Raw genomic sequence first — 20,967 nt, forward strand, 5'->3', positions numbered from 1 at the left:
ATTGTTTTAGTTCTAGTTTCTATATTTTCGTTCTTGTCTTTTTTGGGTGGGCAAAGACTTCCCCTGCAAATGCCTGAAGTAAATGCAGATCAATTTGGGAATGCCTCTTTCAATTTTCCCTTAGAAGTGCCAGATGGGACTGGTGATTTAACCCCAGAGTTAAGCATTTCATATTCTTCTAGTGGTGGGAATGGATTATTGGGGAAAGGATATGAATTATCTGGAATTCCTTATATAAAAAGAGATATTTCCTATGGAATTAATTACAATTCCAACGATAGCTATTACAGTTCAGAATATGGTCAATTAGTAGACTCAAATGCTAATAAATCAGTATATTATACAAAAGAAGAGAGTTTCGTTAGTTTTTTTCCGCAAGGAGATTCAGGAAGAGGACCTACTGAGTTTATAGCTTATGATAAGGATGGTAACAGGTATAGTTATGGTGGCAGTGGTGCACAGTTAATCCATCCAAATGGAGCAGTTAGGACTTGGGCATTACGTGAAAAACGTGAACCTCACGGCGAAACTATAAATTATGAATGGGAAGTTCGTAAGGGAGAGTTATACTTATCTAGGATTTCATATGCAGGTGGAGTAAGAGAAGTTCGCTTTGAATACACAACGAGAGAAGATATTGAAACTGATTATTCTGAAAAAACTTTAACAACTAGAGATTGGCTGATAAGTCGAATAAGGTTTTATTCTGATAATTCTCATGTGCATTCTTATGAATTTAGTTATTCAAATGATGCAAAATCGAAAGATAGTTTGCTTACAAAAATACAATTTGAAAAAGATAACTTCTTTTCTCTCTCTACCCATTTACCTTTAGAATTTATTTATACGCCAAGTCATGAAGGAATTGGATCAAAATTAAATACATCTCCATCCCAGGTTTCCAATGGTTACGGTTCGGAGATAGATTTAGAAGATAGGGGATTATTATTATTAAAAAATATTATTTACGCTGTTTTCACAATGAAAGCAAGTCAACCTCCAAAATCTAAGACTGCTCTTAATAAACTTCAAAATAAAATTACGCCACCTGGAATAGCAAAGACTGGGGGAGGTACAGGTGATGGATTTGATTTTAATGCTTTAAAAGTAGATCAGAATTTATATAATCCAGATGTAGAAATGGTAGGTAGATATCCTATCGGTAACCAAAATCGACAAACCTGTGATATAGGTGTTCTTGCTTGTTTATGTACTGCCTTTCCTGGATGTCCCGATTTTGCTTTCAGTATGTGTGGAGAATATTTATACTTCTCAGCCGATGGATGCAATAATGGTGTAATTTCTCCGAACCGTATGGTTTTGCCAACTGATATTGATGGGGATGGCATATCTGAATTCTCTCGATTTTTGGGCAGGATGGATGGAAATCAAATATATGTAAAAACGGATGATCAGAAAAACGGGAGAACAGTAACATCACCTACATATCCAATCAAATATAATACTTACATTGATGTTGCTGATATGGATGGTGATGGAAAAACAGATGTAATTTATGAACATAATGCAATGCTTTATGTTTCATATTCGAATGGAAACGGGCTAGAATCAGCCGTTGCTTTTCCCCATGTAAAACTTCAGCCAACATCACAAAATTATCGATTAACTCAAAACTATAATCCTCTAGATTATGCAGTTGATATCAACAGAGATGGGAGGACAGATTTTATCCATTTATACCCTGATAAAATGGCAATTTATATTTCAACAGGTAGAGGATTTCAAGCAGAGAAAGTAATATGGTATGGAGGAAATAGAAGTTTAGTCCAAGAAACACTAGATACGAATCCATTTATTGCACATCGAATGAATCAATTTTCTGATATTGATGGAGATGGAATTCCTGAACATATTCAAGTATTAAATGTGAATCCACCTCCAGAGCAGGCGATGTTGCTTGCAGTAAAAGAAAGGCACAAACAAGAGCAAGCAAATGCTCAAGCAGAAGTATCGTATTTTAAAAATGAAATGTTAAGTTTAGTCAACGGTGCCTATGGTGATTTTTTTCATGTTAGATACATTGAAGGCTCGATTTACGCTGATTGGCGATGGTTGTATTGGGAATTGTTAGGGAGACCAGGTACTGCTACAGCCTCGGAAATCGAAAACTTAACTAAAGCTATAGACCAACAATTTTTTGAAGTTAGGTATCGAGAACTTTTAGAAAGGCAAGCCAATGAACTAGATATTGAAGTAAATAGAATAAGAAATGTAAATTTAGATTATTCGCAGTATCAAATTATTATAACTAAAATAAATTTAAATCAAAATACTATGATTCAGACTGCACAGAATATGCCACGTTATTCTGTAGGATATAATGGTAAAAATTGGCTAGTTGATATTAACAAAGATGGATTACCAGATTATGTATCAGTAACCAATGCAAATAGTCATTTTAATCCATATGACAGATGGACTGAAAATCCATATAATTTTTCATCTCAAGTTCATGTGATATTTAACACTGGAGATGGTTTTGATTTTGGAAACATTATCACTTCTAGTTTGCCGACTGTCATTAAACCAGATAGATTTGCAGAAAAAAACGATCCAAACATTTCTGTCGTCTCAAGCTTTGATTTTACTGATTTAGATGAAGACGGGAATTTGGATTTTATTGTTAAAGAATTCAATACGTTAGCTTACCACGTTTATTCAGGTAATGGAAACGGAGGATTCAGTCGCACAAGCGATTTTTCTGTTGAATCTAGTGAAATTGCTTCAGCAAGGTTTGAAGATAGAAATGAAGATGGTATTCCTGATTTTTATTACCAATATGGAAAAAATTTAATTACACGCCAAATTTCCTCATCTTCACCAAGTGCTACTGGAGGTATGCTCAGTAAGATCATAAATAATGTCAATGGAGCTGAAACTAAGGTAGAATATGCATGGAAAAAGAATATTCCAGGAGCTGTTCAAAAAGGAACAGGGAGTTATTTGACATCTTTACCAAATGGTTCTCCGCAGTTATTGGTATCTTCAATATCAACAAAGGCAGGTTTAGGTTATGCGGAATATAAATCAGAATACTCTTACTCCAATTCACGTTTTAAGCCAGGCGATCTGGAAACGAGTCAAAACTTGGGATTTGAAACTATTACCGAGCGAAATTTAATTAACGGTGATTTAAAAAGTAGAAATATCTCTACTTACATACAAAGCGGGACAAGTGCGGGTCTTCTATCCAATTCAGAAAGTTATACTGCAAATAATTCTTTAATGGAAAGAAATGCTTACGCATATTCTATATATAACCCACATACAGGCACCAGGTTAAGGATTCCAAATTTAACAACCAAAGAAGTATACGAGAACGGACAATTAAAAGATCAAATAACAAACAGTATTTCTTATGATCAAGCCTTTGCTTATTCACAATCGGTTGCCGTGGAAGATTTCAACGGTCGAATTACACGATTGGAGATGAGTTATTCAAATAATTCAGCCATGAATATCTTGGCTTTACCAATTGAATCAAAAAAGACTGTAAATGGAAGTTTGGTTGAACATAAAAAATGGACATTTAATGGAGCTGATTTATCTTCTGAGGGTAAATTAGTTAGTTCAAGTCAATGGTATTCAATATATTATTCCTATGATGCGATTGGTAATGTTTCAAGTTCAACTGATTCTCTCGGCAGGACATTGACATATGAATATGGCGATATCACACGTAGTAAACCAACAGTCACAAGGAATGCGTTAGGTCAAACAAGCAAGAAAACTTATGATTCGAAGTTAAACGTTGAGACTATTAATGAAGATGCAAATGGCAATGTAGTTACTTTTGAATACGATGAATATGGTAGAAAAATTGCGAGTTTCTTCAACGGTGAAAAACAGGAATCTAATGAGTATTCATTTGATGGTTCTCAATTCATAACTAAACAAACTACTCATACTGAAGAGGGCGAAGTTTGGACAAGGGAAACATCGGATTTACTGGGTAAGATTGTTAAAAAAGAATCTCTTGTTGTGGATGGAATTGTTTCTACTGTAGATACGAAGTACGATGATATGGGGAGAGAGATACAGAAATCCAACTCCTATTTTACTGGCGAGTCTCCTCGTTGGTCTTATACCTATTATTATACGCAAGCGGAAGATTCACTCGAACGACCTAAGGAAACAATCACTGCTACTAGTGAAGTTTCCAGGATAGTATATGGACTTCGAACAACCACAGTGACAACCACTAACCAATCGGAAGTGATCCGAACAGAAACGCAAGTCCTAGATAATTGGGGAAGACTTATAACAAAAACTGTTCAAGGGGAAACGTTAGAATATCAATATGATAATGCAGATCGTAAGGTTCAAATCTCTGATCCTGGAAATGGAATTACGGAAATTAATTATGACATTGGTGGAAGGAAAACTAGGTATACCGATTCAAATTCAGGAACAATTTCTTACACATACAATGTAGCTGGTGATTTGCTCACTCAGACTGATGCTCGAGGGATAGTTGTACGCAATGAAGTGGATGGAATGGGAAGGATCACAAAAGTGATCCCTGGAAACGAGACACCTACCATCTATGAATATGATTCTGGAAATTCCATAGCAAGTGCCCATTTAATCGGAAAATTAACGAAAGTGACAGATAGTTCTGGGGTCACTGAATTAGCTTATGATAGAAAGGGAAATGCAATTGGCGAAAAACGCACCATTGATGATCTACAAGTGCTTTTTCAGAGAAGCTATGATGATTTTGGTCGTGTAAAAACTGTCACGTATCCTGATGGAACACTCGTCCGCAATCACTATACAGGGACTGGTCAACTAGCTTTTTTGACTATGGACTCCCATGATGGTAATAGCTTGAATCATACAGTTGTGAGCTATGAAGGTCCAAAAATTGCAGATGATAAATATTACATAGAACGGAAAACAGGTAATGGTATAGTTACTAAAATTGGCTATGACCCTTTACGCATGAGACCGCAAAGCCTTGTGACTTACCTGAAAGACAGTTCTGTCGAACAAAGTATCAAGTATGATTATGACAAACGAGGAAACATATCTGCGATTACTGATTTAATGAATGAATCTCGTAACCAAAGTTTTGAATACGATCATTTGAATCGAGTGAAGAAAGCAATTGGTAAGTATGGAGAGGAGAACTACAATTATCATAGAAATGGTAACTTACTAAACAAGGGAGCATTTACTTATTCATATGATAATGGAAATCATATCCATGCGGTGACTAGAGTAAATAGTCCAAATACAGGGATTGTTGGTTATACATATGATGCTATGGGGAATATGATAGGTCGTAACGGAGACACACTTGTATATAATGCACAAAACAAATTGCAACGAATCGAGACGATTGGTGGAGACAAGTTCGAATACACATATGACCATTCGGGAATGAGGATTAAAAAATCCTTACAGAATTCGAATACGATGACTTATAGCTTCGGAAATTATTATGAAATCCACCGCTCCCCAGGAGCACAAGAGAAACATACGTTGTATGTGATTGGTGCGGAAGGAGATATGGTCGCCCAGTATAGCCGAGGGGATGTGATTCTACTTAACCAGATGGCTTCAAACGAGTGGTTAGTGAATCCATTTTGTAAAGATGTAAACATAGATTGTAATACGTATTGGAAGAACCGAGTTGGTTTTGCATTAGTGAGTTTCTTAGAGGACACGAATATCTATATTGATGGAAAGATCAAAGAGGGGCATAGAGCACTTCCTTGGGTAGTAATTCTTATACTTTTGTTCTGGGTTGTATACAAAACAAAAGACCAGACAGAAGAAATAAATACTGAGAACCAAACCATTGACTTATTTGGAATCTCAATCTTACCTGAGTTAACCAATGGAATTCAAAAACAGATTCCTCGTTACGGAACAGCGTTATTTGTTGTTTTATTCTCTTTTACTACAACGGCGGGATGTTTTCCATTGTTACTGGGTAGTGCAGAAGGTGAATCAGGAACACCGATTTGGTTGTTAGGACTTGGAAATATACCTAGTGATACGCAGTCAGTGGGTGATGAGCCTCCTGGGCAAGGTGGCGGAGGTGGGGGTTCTTCAACGGGTAATGCAAGAGTTTCTGGGATGTATTTTTTCCACCCAGACCATTTGGGAAGTATTACGATGATAACCGACGGGAACGGAAACGTTTTAGTAGGTGGGGAAAGGGGCGGTAAGAGCCATATTACTTACAAACCATATGGTGAAATTCTTAGAACCGATTCATATGGTCCAGACATTACTAAATTCAAATATACGGGACAAGAAGAAGATCAGGAAAGTGGTTTGTACTATTACAAGGCAAGGTATTATGATCCAGCTTTGGGTAGGTTTGCGAGTAACGATGGTTTAGTATTTCCTGATAAAGAACAAGGTATGAACCGAATGATGTATGTGGAAGGAAATCCGATAATATGGGCTGATAATAGTGGAAATAGGATTAGTCAATCAACAATTTTTGGATTACTTGGTTATATGTTGGCTTCTGCAGATAAAAAATTGGAAGGCTTATTGATTGGATTTTACTTTGGAAAAAAGAAAGATCTAGCAAGACATAATAATGACTTAGATAGGAACCTTAGAGGTCTTCTTGGAAATTCAGGATTTAGATTTGAACAGTTAAAACGGAGTGATTTAGGGAAATCATTAAATCAAATGTATAAAGACACAGTTCACGGAGACATTGGTAATTGGCTTACAGATAATTACACAAAATTAAGAACGATTCCTAAAAGAAAAAGACTTACTCGCTCAGATATGAATGACAGAGAGAAGAAAAATGCACAAGAAAGTGTTTTTAATTGGCTAGTAATACGAGCTATTTTGAATACTTGTCGTGTAGCGAACTGTAATTTTTCAGGATGGCAACCACAGACACCTGAAAGTGGTACTTGTAACTCAGTTGGAATTTGTACTGATGGAAATGGTAATAATTGTACTCAAAGTTTGTATAATCAGAATACTAATACGTGCGGTAAATAAATGAAAAACATATATTTTTTCTCATTCTTAATTCTTTTGTATTCTAATTGTGCTGATTTAAAATCGGCAAAGGAATTAAAAGAAGAAAATAATAAGCTCAATAACTCAACCACATTACTTTTGCTAGCTAATCAGATATTACTAGACTATAATGCGGGTATGCCTATTAATAATATGCAGTTTAGGTTTTCTACAATTGATAAACAAAATGTAGTGCTCAGTTTAAGTGAGTACTGCATAAATGTTTATACAATAGTTGGATTAGACCCCAGTAAAATTGTTACTGAATGGCAATCATTAACTAAATATCCAAGTAAATGCAATATAAATCAGTCAGTTGATTTTAAATGCTTTTCTTCAAAAAATATATATATAAATGAGTATATACTACCTGCTTCTTTGGGGTTTACCAATGCGGAAAATATATGCAATAGCGAAGCAAAAGGAACGATCCTTGTTTACTAGGATTTAAGTAATAGATGTAATTTTGGAGTTCCTAACAGATTATATACTCGACAATAGGCAACAAAAGAGAATAAGGAGTTGCCATGAAGCGGAGAAAACAATAAACGCTTGAGTTTAAAAGAGAAACTGTTCAATACCTAATATCGAGTGGAAAATCACAGAATTTGGTATGCCAAGAATTAGGACTTCCAAATGGAATATTAGGGCGATGGAAGAAGGAGCTGGATCAAGAGGGAAACGAGAACGAATCTCTACAAGACGTTCGAGACAAAAGAATTCAAGAACTTGAACGAGAAGTTCAAAATCTCAAACAGCAGAGGGATAATCTAAAAAAGGCAATGGGCATCACTTTAAGTCATTAGAAGAAAAATATCTTTTTATGGAAGAGCATAGGAAATCATCAGGATTTTCTATCAAAGTGATGTCCGAGGTTTTAGAAATTACACATAAGGGTTTTTATCCTTAGTTGAAAAAAAGGAAGAGTATTCGAAAACAAAAAAGATTCGAGATATTAACCTAAATTAAAGGATTCCACAAATGAGAAATGCTTTCCTATGGAAGCCCAAGAGTTCGGAAAGAATTAAAATCAAGGGGAATCAAGGTAAGTTTGCCTACTGTGGCAAAAATTATGCGAGAAAATGGTATAAAAGCCATTACGGTGCAAAAATTTAAGCCTCCAGCGACGACAGGTTCTAATCATAACGAAACAATCAGCCCAAACCTACTTGATCAGAATTTTAACATCAAAACACAAAACACAGTTTTTGTGACTGGCATAACTTATATCCCTTATGTGTTTCTATTTTTATATTTATGCGATTTCAAAGACTTATACACCAAGAAAATTGTAGGCAGGGCGGTTGACACACATATAAAAACAACATTAGTTATGAGAGCATTTGAGAATGCAGTTAATAATCAAAAACCAAATAAAGGACTCATCATCCACGCTGACAGAGGAAGCCAGTATGCAAGTAAAGAATTTCGTGAAGAATTAAGTTCTAAAGGCTTTATACAGAGCATGAGTAGAAAAGGAAATTTTTAGGACAATGCTCCAGCTGAATCATTCTTTGCTACATTAAAAAGAAAGTTTACAGATCATAAAAGATTTCATTCTTTGTAACATGTTCGGTCTTCTCTATTTGAGTATATCGAAGTTTTTTTCAACAGAAAGCGTTTGCATTCCAAAATCGGATACAAATCACCCGTTACATTTGAAAATGAATTTTATGCCTATGCGTGAGTATATTTTTGTTTAGGAACTCCATTTTTCATAAGAGTAAACAAATAATTAGATTTATCCGATTTCCATAAAATTAGTTTAAATTCATTTGTTTCGGTGCAATAGACTTTAATCACTTCAATACTATAGAAGAGATTAGATTATTTTCTAAAAAAGTTTAATTTCTACTTAAGATTAAGTAATATAGGACTTAAAGAAGAGTTTGTCTGCAGAATCTTTCGCAATGTATAATGCTCTTGAATACGAAAAGCTATTGGCATTCAGATTTCATTTTACTTAATTCAAGATATTTTTTGATAACCAATTGAGAATTCGCAATATGTCTTAATATTTTGATGACGAGAAAATGAGAAGATTCTCCATCAGGGAAGTATTCCGATTACACGGGTTCGGCAAGGAATATATTTGATATTTCTCTCTAAAGGGTTGTTTGTTCTGTACAGATACAGTGTTCGCCGTACACAATCCTCTAATTTAATTAAATTATTGATTTCTTCCATTTTCAATTCTTGGATTCCTTTAAGGAAAACTTGATAAGGAGATTCTCTATTCATATTTCTTCCTAGGTGTGATCTTTCATTGTTTTTAAACTTAAGATAAAAATGGAAACTTTTTCCCATTTTTTCTACTGTTTCATAAAAGTTTGTTCTCCCAGCGAACCTTAAGTGTTCGTCGAGCAATGTTCGATGAAGTGTTTCCACATATCCATTGCTTTGTGGTCATCTCACTTTTGTTATTCTATGTTCGATGTCTTCTAGTTGAAGGAATATTTCAAACGGATGTTGGTCGGCTCTCCCACAGTATTCTCGTTCGTTTTATGTTAGAATTGTTTTGATTGGAATGTTATGTTCTTCGATGAAAGGAATAACTTCATTGTTTAAAGTTTGGATAGCATTGATTGGAATTTTCGATGTATTAAGACCTCTCCACGCATATTTTGAATGACAAACAATAACTGGTTGAAAATAGACTGTCCCTATTCTTTCCAAGGTTCCCACCATAAATGTATCCATAGCGAAAAAATCCCTTGTAAAATCAGCTAGAATGTGCCTATCTCGGTATTCGGGAATAAATTTGCCAAATAGCTTTATTTTATTTTCATTCAATTCTATTCGATGCTCTTGGAGATGTTGATTAATTCTTAAAAGTCATTGGTGTTTTGTAAGAAGCTTAGTTCTTGTAAAGAATTCAAGTAATCCAACTGGATTTACTCTGCGACCTTTCAAATTCAATTGTTGGGCTAAAATTAAGGAACCATGAGTTGGATTGATGAGGCAAAAATCCAGAATAACTTTATCGAGTTTTTTGGACAATCTGTTTGGATTAAGGTAGTATGCTCCAGAAACTCTGTCCATCAATCCTTTTTAAGCAAAGGGTTGGTAGTTTCTTCTGATCTACTACTAGGACAATAAAGTGATTATTTTCTAAAATGGACATCAAACATCTATAATATCTTTTGGTTGGACTTTAAGATGTTTTGCAATTTTATATACTGATTTCATGGTTAAATTAGCCCTTCCAGCCTCAATTTCCTGTAAAGTCCTAACAGGAACTGGATAATCTCCAGAATCTAAATCTTCCTGATTAAAACCTTTTTGTAGCCTAAGTTTTCGAATATTACTTCCAATTTTTATCAAAAAATCTTCAAACTTCACCACATTATATTGCGTCTTGATTGACATTAAGTGAACGCAGTATAATGTGGGTTAGGCAAATTTTTTGGAAATCTGTCAATTTTGAACAGTAAAAAGGTAACTAATGAGTAATCCTTCATGCCCAAGTTGTGGGACAGAATTAAAATTCTTAAATACATCATTAATTAAATTTGATGGTTTTAAAGTGTGCGTTAATTGTTTTCAAAGAGCAACTTTGGAAAAATTGACTACACTTGAACAGCTAAAGTCAATACCAGCTAAAGTTCAGAATAGTTCGGACTCAATTAGTTTCTCAAAGCCAGAATCAAGAACTCCTGAAACAATAATAGTAAAAAGTGAAACGAAAGGATTTGGTTTTGTAAAGGCTTGTATCGGCTTCTTCCTTGCTGGACCTTTCGGATTGTTATGTGGATTTTGCGGAAGTGGAAAAACCAAAACAACGGTTATTAGGAAATAATGCTAAGGAATTTAATCGATATTACTAGGATATCCTTGGCAGAGATGCCATTTATGTGCCATCAGTTGCCTGAGAGAAGTTTCTACTATAAAGGTTCGCAATTCCCTATATGTGCAAGATGCACTGGAGTAATTATAGGGCAGCTACTTGCTATTATAAGTATAGTTAGTCTGCCAATAAGGTTCGGGTTAATTACTTACATATCGTTTATGCTTCCTGCTTCAGTCGATTGGTTATTTCAGGAATTTATTAAAATCAAATCGAATAATCTTCGTAGAATTGTAACTGGATCATTGTTAGGCTTTGGATATGTAGTGTCTTGTTTTCACTTGATTTCTTTCGTATTAAATTATTTAAAATAGGAGAATTTTTATATGAATAATAGAAAGGTTTTTGCTTTCCTTTTCTCTTTTGCTTTTATCTTTTCAAACTGCGCAACTAATATTGAGAAAATAAAAACATCAAATCATAAGATTTCAACATTTATTGGAAAACCAATATATATAATCTCAACTTCAGTTAGTAAGAAATATTATCAAATTTTACTAAATCCTGACGGAAATTTAAAAACAGATATTCCCTCTTTATCGCATTGTTCGCAATGGGATGTTAGAGAAGGAAGGTGGGATTACAGATTAGAAATAGTTTGCTCTGATGGAGAATATGGATGGGATTTTGATCTATCTGTTAAATATGATAAAAAATTAAAGAATACTCATCTTCCGCATATAATAGAACGATTTGTTTATACAGGTGATTTTGAATTGTATCATCTGAATCTTAGAGGTTCTGAATACTTCTCGTATGGAGTGTCTAGAAATCCTGAAATAATTCGTTTACTTGAGAAAGAGAAACTAACCACCAATAATGATAATATATTTTTTGTTATGGGTGATGAGAATTTGAATAATTATAAAAAAGCTATCGAAGTTTATGATTCACTTTTTTTAGAGAATGAGCAGAGGTTAGTAAAAGGTTATCCGTCGGAAAAAATCATCGATTTACGGAATTATCAAAACAAATTAAATTTTCTATTGGTTCACCAAAATGAAATAGAAAATCCCGAATTCTTTTTTACTTTAACATCTAAATATTTAGAGTTAAAACTATCAGAGTATGAGAAAGAAATAAAAGAGAATGCAAATCTTAAATCAAAAAAATACTTAATATTTGAGACTGATTTCAAAAAGAATCCTTATGATATGAAAAATAGAGGATTTTTATTGAATATTGAAGATGAATATTCAGATGGGTTTAAACGTTTTTATTCTCCTCCCATTTTTGTAAGCATGGATATTGAAAAATATGAAGAATTGAAGTATAATAAGGTAGTTTGTATAGCGGAATATGAGGTATTTACAAAGTCGGAGACTGCATATTTATCCGCAAAATACAATGGAATATTAAATAAAGATAATTTTGAAAAATATAAAATTAATTACAGTGAAGGACTTCCTTACATAAAAGAACAAGTTATTAAGTTCAAACAAATTAAATTGAAAGTTTTGAATTATAGAATTTTTAATCGGGAGGAAGAGACGGGTATCTCATATTGGAAGCACTAGTAATTAAATATTTCATGTAATTGTAAAGTAATATGTCAATGGTGTTAGGATTATTGATAAATAATTCAAAGGAATTAGCAAAGGATTTAAAAATTATTTGGACTAGCCCTTGCTCCTTTATTGCAAATGTTTTTTATAAATTTCGCAGTATGCACATTATTGATTCTTATAAATTCGCTTGAAAATGCTATCTGATATTATATTTTAAATTATTAGAATTTAAATCCTTATTATCCTCATTTTTTTTTACTTTAACTTCCCAACATCATTCAAGCTTCTTTAAATATATATCCTCTCTATTCATTTATTATCTGGAGCTTTCACTATTGATTTTTTAGTTAACCATTTTTAGCTATAGGTTTAACGAAGGCTTTTCTTTTCTTAATTTAGACTATTTTTCTCCGTTTTGTATCCTCCCTTCGGAATTTAATAGATAACTCCTTTGGCAAAAAAATTTAAGTTTTCTTCGAAAAATTTCCAATCATAGCCTTCGTTCCTTCAAAAGGAGTATATTTAGAGTAGAGGGGAAAAAGGAGCTAAAATATGACAAGTATCGAGTGGACAAATGAGACGTGGAACCCTATGCGAGGGTGCCAAAAGGTATCAGCTGGGTGTAAAAATTGCTACGCCGAAACGTTTGCAAATCGTTTCCGTGGAGTTAAAGGCAATGCTTACGAAATGGGTTTTATCCCGAGGGAAGTGCCCGAAATGCTTCTCAAACCTTTAAAATTTAAGAAACCATCTTTAGTATTCGTGAATTCAATGTCAGACTTGTTTCACGAGAGCTTTTCGGATGAATACATTTATAAAGTTTTCACCGTAATGCGAGAGGTAAATTGGCATATCTACCAAATACTCACCAAAAGACCTATTCGAATGAAACAACTATTCGATTCTAAATTGAAGGAATTTTCTAGCCAAGATAACATCTGGATGGGGGTTACTGTTGAGAATTGTAAGGCATATAGAGAAAGAGTAAGTATCCTTCGGAATACAAATGTTAAGACTCGATTTCTTTCAATTGAGCCATTGTTGGAAGACTTAGGAGCTATTGATCTATCCAGGTTAGATTGGGTTATCGTCGGTGGTGAAAGTGGTGCGAAGTGCCGTCCAATGGAGAAATCATGGGTTCAATCCATTTTAAAGCAGTGTGAAGAACAAAATGTTCCAATGCACTTCAAACAATGGGGGGGTGTTAGAAAGAAGAGGGCGGGAAGGATTCTCGATGGAAAAACTTATGATAATTTTCCCAAGTTCGAATTTAAGCCTATTCCTCCAAAATCAGAACTTAAGCAAATAAAAGTACAGCTCGAAAAGCTTTTCTTTGGTGATGCTATTACTAAGCTAAAGTTAGGTTCTTCGTTACGAATGGAGAACCCGACAGGAAGTCTTGCAATTGGAAATGCGATTAACTCAAATCAAGAGCATGTTGCAGTTTCGTGACCTAAAGTTAGAGAAAACTCCACATGCAATCCTTCTTCGCTTGTGGAGTTAAGATTTTTTACCTTTGGTATGATAATTTGTAATGAACGATACAATGATAGGAGATATAAATGAAAAAAGAAAATGATCCAACGGAATCTGCCTACGCTGCCTTGACCACAGCATATGATTATTATAATGAGAATCTATTTGAAAATATGTTGCCTAAATGCTTGATAACATTTCAGAGGAAAAATTTGAATACAGCAGGGTTTTATTCACCAGAAAGATTCAAAAAGACAACAGGAGACAATACGACAGACGAAATCGCAATTAATCCAGCACATATAAAAAAGGAGAATATCGAAGACGTGCTTTCCACTTTAGTCCATGAAATGACTCATCTATGGCAAGAGCATTTCGGTAAGCAAACATCTAGACGATCATACCATAACGCAGAGTGGGGGACTAAGATGGAGACCATTGGACTGATGCCCTCGGACACAGGAAAGCCTGGAGGAAAAAAAACAGGGCAAAAGATGGGCGACTACATCATTGAAAATGGATTGTTTCAGATGAAGACCCAAATACTATTAAAGAATGGATTTACTCTTCCGTGGGGCGAAATAGTGATAATTCATCCACAAGGACTTTCAGGAAAAAAGGTCAAATATTCTTGCCCGACCTGTAAGGTCAATGTCTGGGGTAAGGCGGGCTTGCGATTTGCCTGTATAAATTGTATGATAGAACTCCAAGCCAGATAGTCATATGCGGAGAAGGATGTAATTATATTGATGTTAGCTATTGAACTGAACCAGAGACATCGTCAATTTATTGAGGAAGGCTTTGATGGTGTTGAATCAAACTTTGATCCTATAAGTAAGTATCTTGATCGATTGTTACGCATTTTAATTCACTGTCATCCTGGATTTAAATTGAAGCAAATCAAAATGAAGTTTGGCGAAGTGTGCTTTTATTCAAACCTTCACGAGCTATATAATGATGATGACAGGCAGCGAGATCATAATGTTTCGCTGAAAATCCAAGCTAAACTGGAGAAGCAACTAATGAAGTATTAGCGGGAATTGTCTTGAACTGCTAATGCTTTTACCACTTTTCCAAAACACATAGATATATTTGCTCGTTCTAAATCTGAATATTGTCGAATAAGTTCTTTCCCTAATTCTGGAAATTGTATAATTAACTCTTCAAAACTTATCTCAGATAAAAGCTTTATGTCTTCAAAATTGCTTGTTAGCTGATCGACAAATTCTCCAATTCTTTTTTCCTCAATTTCATGAAGAAAATAGTCAGAATTAGCTTTATTCATTTGATTTACGAAATTAATAAAGCAGTGAATCAAATAATATTGTGCCAACTGATTTATCAATACAGGTATATGCGTTCGATCTATACTCCTCATAGAGAATTTTACATAGTTTTTCGATTGGTCTTGGACTTCGATATAATTCATATATTCTACCCCGTTCTGCCCTTTTGCTTGGGCTTCTCGCCAAATTAGTAAGTGGATTTGCGTGAACTTGGATAAAATCCCCATAAATCAAAAATTTACGTATAGTAGGCTACTAATTAGATAGCAGGTACATTGTTTCCTGGCAGGAGTCAAATATGAATAGTGAAATTTTACCGAAACAGCCTATTTTAAAATTGCAGTATTTGTTTTCGAAGTTTACTTCGGACTTTTCAGTCCTATGCGACGCAAGACCTGACGCAATCGAACAGGATGCATTTAAGATTTTGCACTTTCAAATTTTGATAACAATTGCGGAAATATCGATCGCAATATATAACTTTGAAAGCGATTACAAACAATACTTGGAATTCCTAATTTCCGTTACTTCGCCCAATAATAGATTCCTGAAGCTAAATCTGTCTCACCAACTATCGGATGATATGATAAGTTTTAGCGAGATCACTCTCGGTATCGTTAATATATCAGATTTCATTGCGAAGGCGATTGCAAAAGGAAATCCAAACATTCGATTTTTCTTATTATCTGATTTGCAGTCATTATCTGACAGATTGCTTATCTTCCAAAGAGATATTGAAAGGCTTATAGAATATAATTATGACTTAAAGATGATAGAAGATTAGTAAGATTACGTAATAAAATAGTTAAATTTTAAATCAACGGCTCCGAGAAGTGGGAATTAATCCTTCAATTCTTGGAGCTATCTGGTAGCGTTCATAACTGTTAATTAGTCAGGGGTGATATTTATTTTCCTCCTTATCCCTATGATTCAGTCATGCATTGATTTCGGAAGCTTTTGTTCGAGTAGTTAGTTCCCAACTCTCTAAGCAAAGGGGTTACGCACAGGTCTATCTCGGCGAGGAGGTTTTCTAGAGAGTCTTGGTTTACCTTGATGTTCAATTTCTTCCTCAGAGAGTGGGGGAGTGCAACAAGTAGGTTGTGCCAAGAATCTTGGGTCTCCTTAGAGATATTCATGGATTTTATTTGGCTTCTAAGATAGTTGGGGAGATGTTCAGGTTTGGTTAGGCATATCTCAATAATCTTTTGATTAATATTTGTCTCATCTATGTCTATGGTTAACTGATCCCGCTCCTTCTCTATCTTATATCCAAGGAATTGTTGACCATTCTTAAGCTCCGATGTGACGTTAGGGGTCTTTTCTGAGATGCTCAAGTTGTGGTCTCTTAGATTGTGTTCCAACCATTCGTTGATTTGGTTGCTTGTATTCTCCTTCATTGTTATATAGATGTCATCGGCGTAGCGGTAGAGTTTAGCCTTGTTGGGATAGGTTTCCCTCAAAGGTTTATCCAGGCAGAAGTGCAAATAGATATTAGATAATATTGGAGCATGAACGCTTCCCTGCGGAATACCAGAATGTTTCACTTTTTTCCCGTAAACCTTCGTGTAGGTGCACAAAGATTTCTTAATGATTTTCAAAAACTGTGGATGCTTCACTTTATCTTCTATAATTTTAATCAATTTCTCGGTATCAATGTTATTGAAGCACTTATGGATATCTAATTTAATGCAATAATTGTCTTCTTTAGATTGTTGTTCGATTAACTTCATCCCAGCCTGAATACTCAAGTTAGGACGATATGCAAAAGACGTTGGGTAAAAATCTGGATTATAAATTTCATTCAAAACAAGTGATAAAAATTTTAAGACTATTTTGTCATTTGTTCTATAAGAGTATATTAAGCGTTCCTTTCCGTTGGTTTTTATTGTAGTCTGCTTCGCAGTTCCAAATTCATATTTACTCTCCTTGCATTTCTCTAGAAGTTCATTAGCTTGATTTGGATTCGAAAGCCAATCAGATATTTCACGTTTTTGGCTGTCCGATTTCCGTTTTAGCATTCTTAACAACTGATATATTATATCTAGGTTGAGTAGTTCAAATGGGTTCGTGACGAGATATCCATTCGAATTCACTTCTTGCCTTATGTTATGCAATAGTTCTCTGAGGGATAGTTCGAATGTCTCTGGTTCATATTGGTTATTAATTTGTTGCATTCTATCCCTCCGATTCATAAGTTATACTCTACTTAAAGGTTTTATTTCCTCGTTTTGACAAAAAAAATCAAAATCCTTAAGCTCGCCATTTGGCACTATAAATGCTCCCCAAAAATCTTCGAGGAAAATATTGAAGTCGAATTAATAAAATTACAAATATTCATGATGGCAGCTAAACAATGTTATTTCATATTTAATTATAATATACTTATTAGAATTAATGTTATGTCTTTTACAGGAATTTTGCTCCCACAATGGGTAACTTAGATAGTATGAAGATCGTGCCCAAATATTGATATGGTCTAATTCTGCCCATAGCCTGGAGGAGTTCTGCGTCGATGAGAGTTAATTGGAATCTGGTTATCTCTTCGTCATCACTTAATGTTATGAATGGAAATGAATAGCCATTGAAAGTTACAAGATTGCCTTCATTAGGTTTCCGCTCTATGGCTTCGTTATAATTTACCACTGATTTATAATTCAATCCGAGATAGGCACTCTGAAGTCGAAAGGTCTCGGGTCTAACATTAGGAGTTCCAGCTATTAATAGATTTTTGCCTTCAAGACTTCTTAAACTAGTTGTAGCTCCAAAGTGAGCGGATAGTAGACGATGGGAATCCTTATAGGATATGGCTGAATATCCGAGTTCAATGTACGAATCGATTAAATCATTGAAGAAGTATTCACCAAATTTATTTTTGAGTGAATGTCTAGAAAGGCTTCTACTAGCATCCTGAATTATCGTCGCCTTGAGTTCAGGTGTGCTAATTCGGTGGGTAACTAGTCTATCTCCTGCTAACCTCTCATATGCAATGATTAATGGAGTGGCAGTTAAGATTATAATTTTCTGGTTTGTGAATTTAAACATGGGGATAAACTCAATAAAGCCTTCAGACTTCTGGTAATTTTTGGATTTTAAGAATAAACTTAAGGTAGATTGTAGATAATCCTCGGTTACATCTTCTTCTTCAAGAATTTGCTCGAATGCCTTCCTAACAGACTCATCAATTTCCAGATTAATGTCTTTTATCATTTCGCTGGAAAAGTAGGGAGTTTTTAGAGGTTCATTTTCAGCAGATAGAAGTATCCTGTTGAGTTTTGATATTAATTTCTTATTTCTTTTTAATTCTTCTTCTTTTTCCTTTATCTTAGGTTCGTTAACTCTTATGTAAGTGTCAAGGTTTGGTATTTTGTTGATTATTGGAGCAAGATTCTCTATTAATTCTTCTCTATCAATTGATGATAAAATGTAATCATCAGAATTCCTGGAGAAAACTGACTTAATATCGTTCAATTTCTTTCTTTCTTTTTTTAAGTTCTCTTCTTCTTCTGAAACTTTAGAAGTTAATTTACTTAAGACTATTTCTAAATTCCCTATCGGTAATTTCCTGGGTGAGAGCAGGGTGTTCATGATATCTTCATCGATTACGATGATATCCCATTTAGCTAGTTGGCTTTGACTCATTAAGAGATATCGTGCATGGGTAATATGGACAATAGGAGAATCATTCAATATTGTGTTGGTTCTTGCTTCGTAATCTGCTAGTTCTATCTTCAGAAGTAAGCGTTGTTCATTACTACAATTGGATTGCTTGAGGGCTTTCTTCGGTGAGATTCCGAATCGGTAGGAAATATCGAATACCTCCTTTAGGCTGTTGGGAATTTCGGGGAGCTTCTCTCCAATTGAATATTCGTTGATTGTATCGTGCCGAGGTGAAACGATTAACACTCTGCACTCATTTATTAATAACTCGTCTAATCTATTGATCTGATAGCTCTTACCAATTCCAGTAACTGCAATAATTAGATGAATATTTTTGTCATTTGAGTTTAAGGTATTAGTCAAAGTTTTTACGAATTCTCTCCTTGCTTCATTTAATGTAACATATGTGTAATGTTCATTAGAAAGTCGTTTGATCGGATGATTGTAGGTTGAGGGCAGGTGGATATACTGTTTGTTGGAGCCAATTCTGTCGATACCTGAGGCATTCACAAAATTCCCAAATTCACTCAATGCCTCCCTATGCAAAGTTACTTGCTGTGCCAATTGACATCGTGATATTGTATTATGGATAAATCCACAATGATTGGTTATGATATTTTGTGAGAACTGTCCATAGATGTTACTTAGTCCTAATTCTAATTTATCTATACCTGCTTCCTCATTTTCCGATCTGGCTACATAGTATAAGAATTCCCGAGATGATCCCGTGTAATCCTTAATGAATAAATCTGCCCTGGAATCATGATCAATCGATCTGGTGTAAATATCATAGTTTTCAGATATAAAGGAAAGAAGCAAAGCTTTAAGGTCAAACTGAAGGGGAAGTAAAATCAATATATGGTAGTGATCTCGTCTTTGATCCTCAGAACCTGTTCCTCTCCACACAAGTTTTGGTATAGATAAACCACGCCTGTAATGTTTCTTGAATAGATATTTCTCAAATTGTTTAATGGCTTTATCTACTATTGGAAAAAGTTCTGTGAATTTGAGAGTATATTTTGCTGAAATTCTCTTTGAGGATATAGTTATTTGCAGAGGAAAGTATATGTCCTGATATTGTATTCTAACTTTATCAAACTCATTTATAAGAGCATTTAAGCCTAATCTAGCGGTATTTTGAGGTAATACTATAGGTTGGCTAGGAATGTTGGTAGGGAAGGCTTTGGAGACCTTATGGATGATAGGTAAAGAAAGTGTGGAAAACTGTGTAGGCATGGGGGGACTATTAAACTCCTTGATCAATTTAAATTAGAAACCAGAGATTCCTGAGAATCTGCTACCCACAGCGACATCCTACCTGGGCTAATTTCTATTTTGAAATATACTCCAATCGTGCCCAAGTAAGGGGCAGATTGGAAAAAAGTTGGGAATTCTTAAATTTTATTAAGAAGCCATGTCATTTACTAAATTAGTAGAACTACTTCGTAATATTTGGATTTGGGGATAGGTTTTTAGCTAGTTGGTAAAAAAACTTTGTTAGCTGCTATTTTTTTTCACAAATAAATGGTTAAATTTGCAAATCGAGGGATTAAATTTAACCCGAGGTAGAATTTAATATTTCATACCAAAAATACTTAGGATTTTGGGTTGCCAACCAATACATCTCTAAAATGCCAGCTGTATTGATAATCAATATATTTAATTTATTATTCCGAATAGTATTGTTTGAATCAGTTACTACACCATAGTGCAATTTCAATTGTTGGGTCAGGATAAAAAAATTCTTCTATAATAACATTTTCTAGTTCTAATATTCCATTCTTTGTCTACCGACCTATAGTTTTGCATTAAAATTATCCTTTTCCAAATCTTGTAAATTATAGAGCAATATATTTTTTTAATTAGTTTTATGATGGAAGTGAGCGTAAGTAAGACTTTTCGATATCGATCTTTCAAAAATCAACCCGAACAGCTTTTATCTGAATAGTAAACAATTCTAAGTGATTCATTTTTGAATGTACATAAAAACATTGAAATAATAAAGATTTTTTTACCATTCTAAGGGAACACAAAGTTTCAAGGTGAATTCAAAATGTCTTGAGAAAATTCGACCGCTGAATATCGATTTAGTCACAATAGTATCGATTAATTTTTAAGTCAAAAAAATACCACAAAAATAATAAAAAAATGTAACGGATAATAGGCG

The 20,967-nt window shown here is 34.3% G+C and carries 14 protein-coding genes and 3 pseudogenes; 12 read left to right on the plus strand and 5 right to left on the minus strand.

Translation table 11 applies throughout. From position 1 onward, the window contains the following. Window positions 1-69: 69 nt before the first annotated feature. The 5 genes and pseudogenes from EHQ43_RS17465 to EHQ43_RS17485 all read left to right on the plus strand — a co-directional run. The gene (locus EHQ43_RS17465; RefSeq protein ID WP_167481817.1) at window positions 70-7,005 is read left to right on the plus strand and encodes an RHS repeat-associated core domain-containing protein; all 6,936 of its coding nucleotides are present in this window, start codon (window positions 70-72) and stop codon (window positions 7,003-7,005) included. Beyond that, window positions 7,006-7,470, plus strand: a complete 465-nt coding sequence (locus EHQ43_RS17470) for a hypothetical protein (RefSeq protein WP_135771849.1) — start codon at window positions 7,006-7,008, stop codon at window positions 7,468-7,470. It abuts the gene before it with no gap. Window positions 7,471-7,592: 122 nt separating this feature from the next. Then, window positions 7,593-7,832, plus strand: a pseudogene (locus tag EHQ43_RS17475) (transposase); the annotation flags it as partial. 182 nt (window positions 7,833-8,014) lie between these two features. After that, window positions 8,015-8,515 (plus strand): DDE-type integrase/transposase/recombinase, encoded by a 501-nt coding sequence (locus EHQ43_RS17480; RefSeq protein ID WP_135771850.1) that lies wholly within the window; start codon window positions 8,015-8,017, stop codon window positions 8,513-8,515. Between the two features lie 96 nt (window positions 8,516-8,611). Next, a pseudogene (locus EHQ43_RS17485) lies at window positions 8,612-8,713 on the plus strand (IS3 family transposase); the annotation flags it as partial. Window positions 8,714-9,528: 815 nt separating this feature from the next. On the opposite strand, the gene EHQ43_RS17490 reads toward EHQ43_RS17485, so the two are convergent. Both EHQ43_RS17490 and EHQ43_RS17495 read right to left on the minus strand, forming a co-directional pair. Then, the gene (locus tag EHQ43_RS17490; protein WP_135771851.1) at window positions 9,529-9,819 is read right to left on the minus strand and encodes a hypothetical protein; all 291 of its coding nucleotides are present in this window, start codon (window positions 9,817-9,819) and stop codon (window positions 9,529-9,531) included. A gap of 330 nt (window positions 9,820-10,149) precedes the next feature. Continuing rightward, window positions 10,150-10,368, minus strand: coding sequence for a helix-turn-helix domain-containing protein (locus EHQ43_RS17495; RefSeq protein WP_135771852.1), 219 nt, complete (start codon window positions 10,366-10,368; stop codon window positions 10,150-10,152). Between the two features lie 103 nt (window positions 10,369-10,471). Between EHQ43_RS17495 and EHQ43_RS17500 the strand changes: the two genes are divergently transcribed. From EHQ43_RS17500 to EHQ43_RS17525, 6 genes and pseudogenes are all read left to right on the plus strand, one after another. Continuing rightward, a complete protein-coding gene (locus tag EHQ43_RS17500) occupies window positions 10,472-10,825 on the plus strand; it encodes a hypothetical protein (RefSeq protein ID WP_135771853.1) in 354 nt (117 codons plus the stop codon). A 53-nt stretch (window positions 10,826-10,878) separates the two neighbouring features. Beyond that, the gene (locus EHQ43_RS19895; RefSeq protein ID WP_425269664.1) at window positions 10,879-11,187 is read left to right on the plus strand and encodes a DUF2085 domain-containing protein; all 309 of its coding nucleotides are present in this window, start codon (window positions 10,879-10,881) and stop codon (window positions 11,185-11,187) included. 12 nt (window positions 11,188-11,199) lie between these two features. After that, window positions 11,200-12,390, plus strand: a complete 1,191-nt coding sequence (locus EHQ43_RS17510; protein ID WP_135771854.1) for a hypothetical protein — start codon at window positions 11,200-11,202, stop codon at window positions 12,388-12,390. Window positions 12,391-12,933: 543 nt separating this feature from the next. After that, a pseudogene (locus EHQ43_RS17515) lies at window positions 12,934-13,641 on the plus strand (DUF5131 family protein); the annotation flags it as partial. 302 nt (window positions 13,642-13,943) lie between these two features. Continuing rightward, complete coding sequence (locus EHQ43_RS17520) at window positions 13,944-14,576, plus strand: SprT-like domain-containing protein (protein WP_135771856.1); 633 nt, start codon at window positions 13,944-13,946, stop codon at window positions 14,574-14,576. A gap of 30 nt (window positions 14,577-14,606) precedes the next feature. After that, on the plus strand, window positions 14,607-14,891 hold the full coding sequence (locus EHQ43_RS17525) for a hypothetical protein (RefSeq protein WP_135771857.1): 285 nt from the start codon (window positions 14,607-14,609) through the stop codon (window positions 14,889-14,891). Here the strand turns inward: EHQ43_RS17525 and EHQ43_RS17530 are convergent. After that, window positions 14,888-15,286 (minus strand): hypothetical protein, encoded by a 399-nt coding sequence (locus EHQ43_RS17530; protein WP_135771858.1) that lies wholly within the window; start codon window positions 15,284-15,286, stop codon window positions 14,888-14,890. The genes EHQ43_RS17525 and EHQ43_RS17530 overlap by 4 nt on opposite strands. 440 nt (window positions 15,287-15,726) lie before the next feature. On the opposite strand from EHQ43_RS17530, the gene EHQ43_RS17535 reads away from it, so the two are divergent. Then, window positions 15,727-15,927 (plus strand): hypothetical protein, encoded by a 201-nt coding sequence (locus EHQ43_RS17535; protein ID WP_135771859.1) that lies wholly within the window; start codon window positions 15,727-15,729, stop codon window positions 15,925-15,927. Between the two features lie 139 nt (window positions 15,928-16,066). Here the strand turns inward: EHQ43_RS17535 and EHQ43_RS17540 are convergent, their stop codons facing one another. Together EHQ43_RS17540 and EHQ43_RS17545 are read right to left on the minus strand one after the other, a co-directional pair. Next, window positions 16,067-17,317 carry a reverse transcriptase/maturase family protein gene (locus tag EHQ43_RS17540; protein WP_167481818.1) on the minus strand — a complete coding sequence of 417 codons (1,251 nt, stop codon included), beginning with the start codon at window positions 17,315-17,317 and terminating at the stop codon, window positions 16,067-16,069. Between the two features lie 232 nt (window positions 17,318-17,549). Continuing rightward, entirely contained in the window at window positions 17,550-20,036 is a 2,487-nt protein-coding gene (locus tag EHQ43_RS17545) for a DEAD/DEAH box helicase family protein (protein ID WP_135771861.1), read from the minus strand. Window positions 20,037-20,967 lie beyond the last annotated feature (931 nt).

This window comes from Leptospira bouyouniensis (assembly GCF_004769525.1).
Lineage (GTDB): Bacteria > Spirochaetota > Leptospiria > Leptospirales > Leptospiraceae > Leptospira_A > Leptospira_A bouyouniensis.

Coding starts and splice junctions, on each gene's coding strand:
- EHQ43_RS17500 (WP_135771853.1), top strand. CDS start 10,472: ATGAGTAATCCTTCATGCCCAAGTTGTGGGACAGAATTAAAATTCTTA.
- EHQ43_RS17540 (WP_167481818.1), bottom strand. CDS start 17,317: ATGCAACAAATTAATAACCAATATGAACCAGAGACATTCGAACTATCC.
- EHQ43_RS17530 (WP_135771858.1), bottom strand. CDS start 15,286: ATGAATTATATCGAAGTCCAAGACCAATCGAAAAACTATGTAAAATTC.
- EHQ43_RS17545 (WP_135771861.1), bottom strand. CDS start 20,036: ATGCCTACACAGTTTTCCACACTTTCTTTACCTATCATCCATAAGGTC.
- EHQ43_RS17535 (WP_135771859.1), top strand. CDS start 15,727: ATGATAAGTTTTAGCGAGATCACTCTCGGTATCGTTAATATATCAGAT.
- EHQ43_RS17510 (WP_135771854.1), top strand. CDS start 11,200: ATGAATAATAGAAAGGTTTTTGCTTTCCTTTTCTCTTTTGCTTTTATC.
- EHQ43_RS19895 (WP_425269664.1), top strand. CDS start 10,879: ATGTGCCATCAGTTGCCTGAGAGAAGTTTCTACTATAAAGGTTCGCAA.
- EHQ43_RS17520 (WP_135771856.1), top strand. CDS start 13,944: ATGAAAAAAGAAAATGATCCAACGGAATCTGCCTACGCTGCCTTGACC.
- EHQ43_RS17480 (WP_135771850.1), top strand. CDS start 8,015: ATGCTTTCCTATGGAAGCCCAAGAGTTCGGAAAGAATTAAAATCAAGG.
- EHQ43_RS17525 (WP_135771857.1), top strand. CDS start 14,607: ATGTTAGCTATTGAACTGAACCAGAGACATCGTCAATTTATTGAGGAA.
- EHQ43_RS17465 (WP_167481817.1), top strand. CDS start 70: ATGCCTGAAGTAAATGCAGATCAATTTGGGAATGCCTCTTTCAATTTT.
- EHQ43_RS17470 (WP_135771849.1), top strand. CDS start 7,006: ATGAAAAACATATATTTTTTCTCATTCTTAATTCTTTTGTATTCTAAT.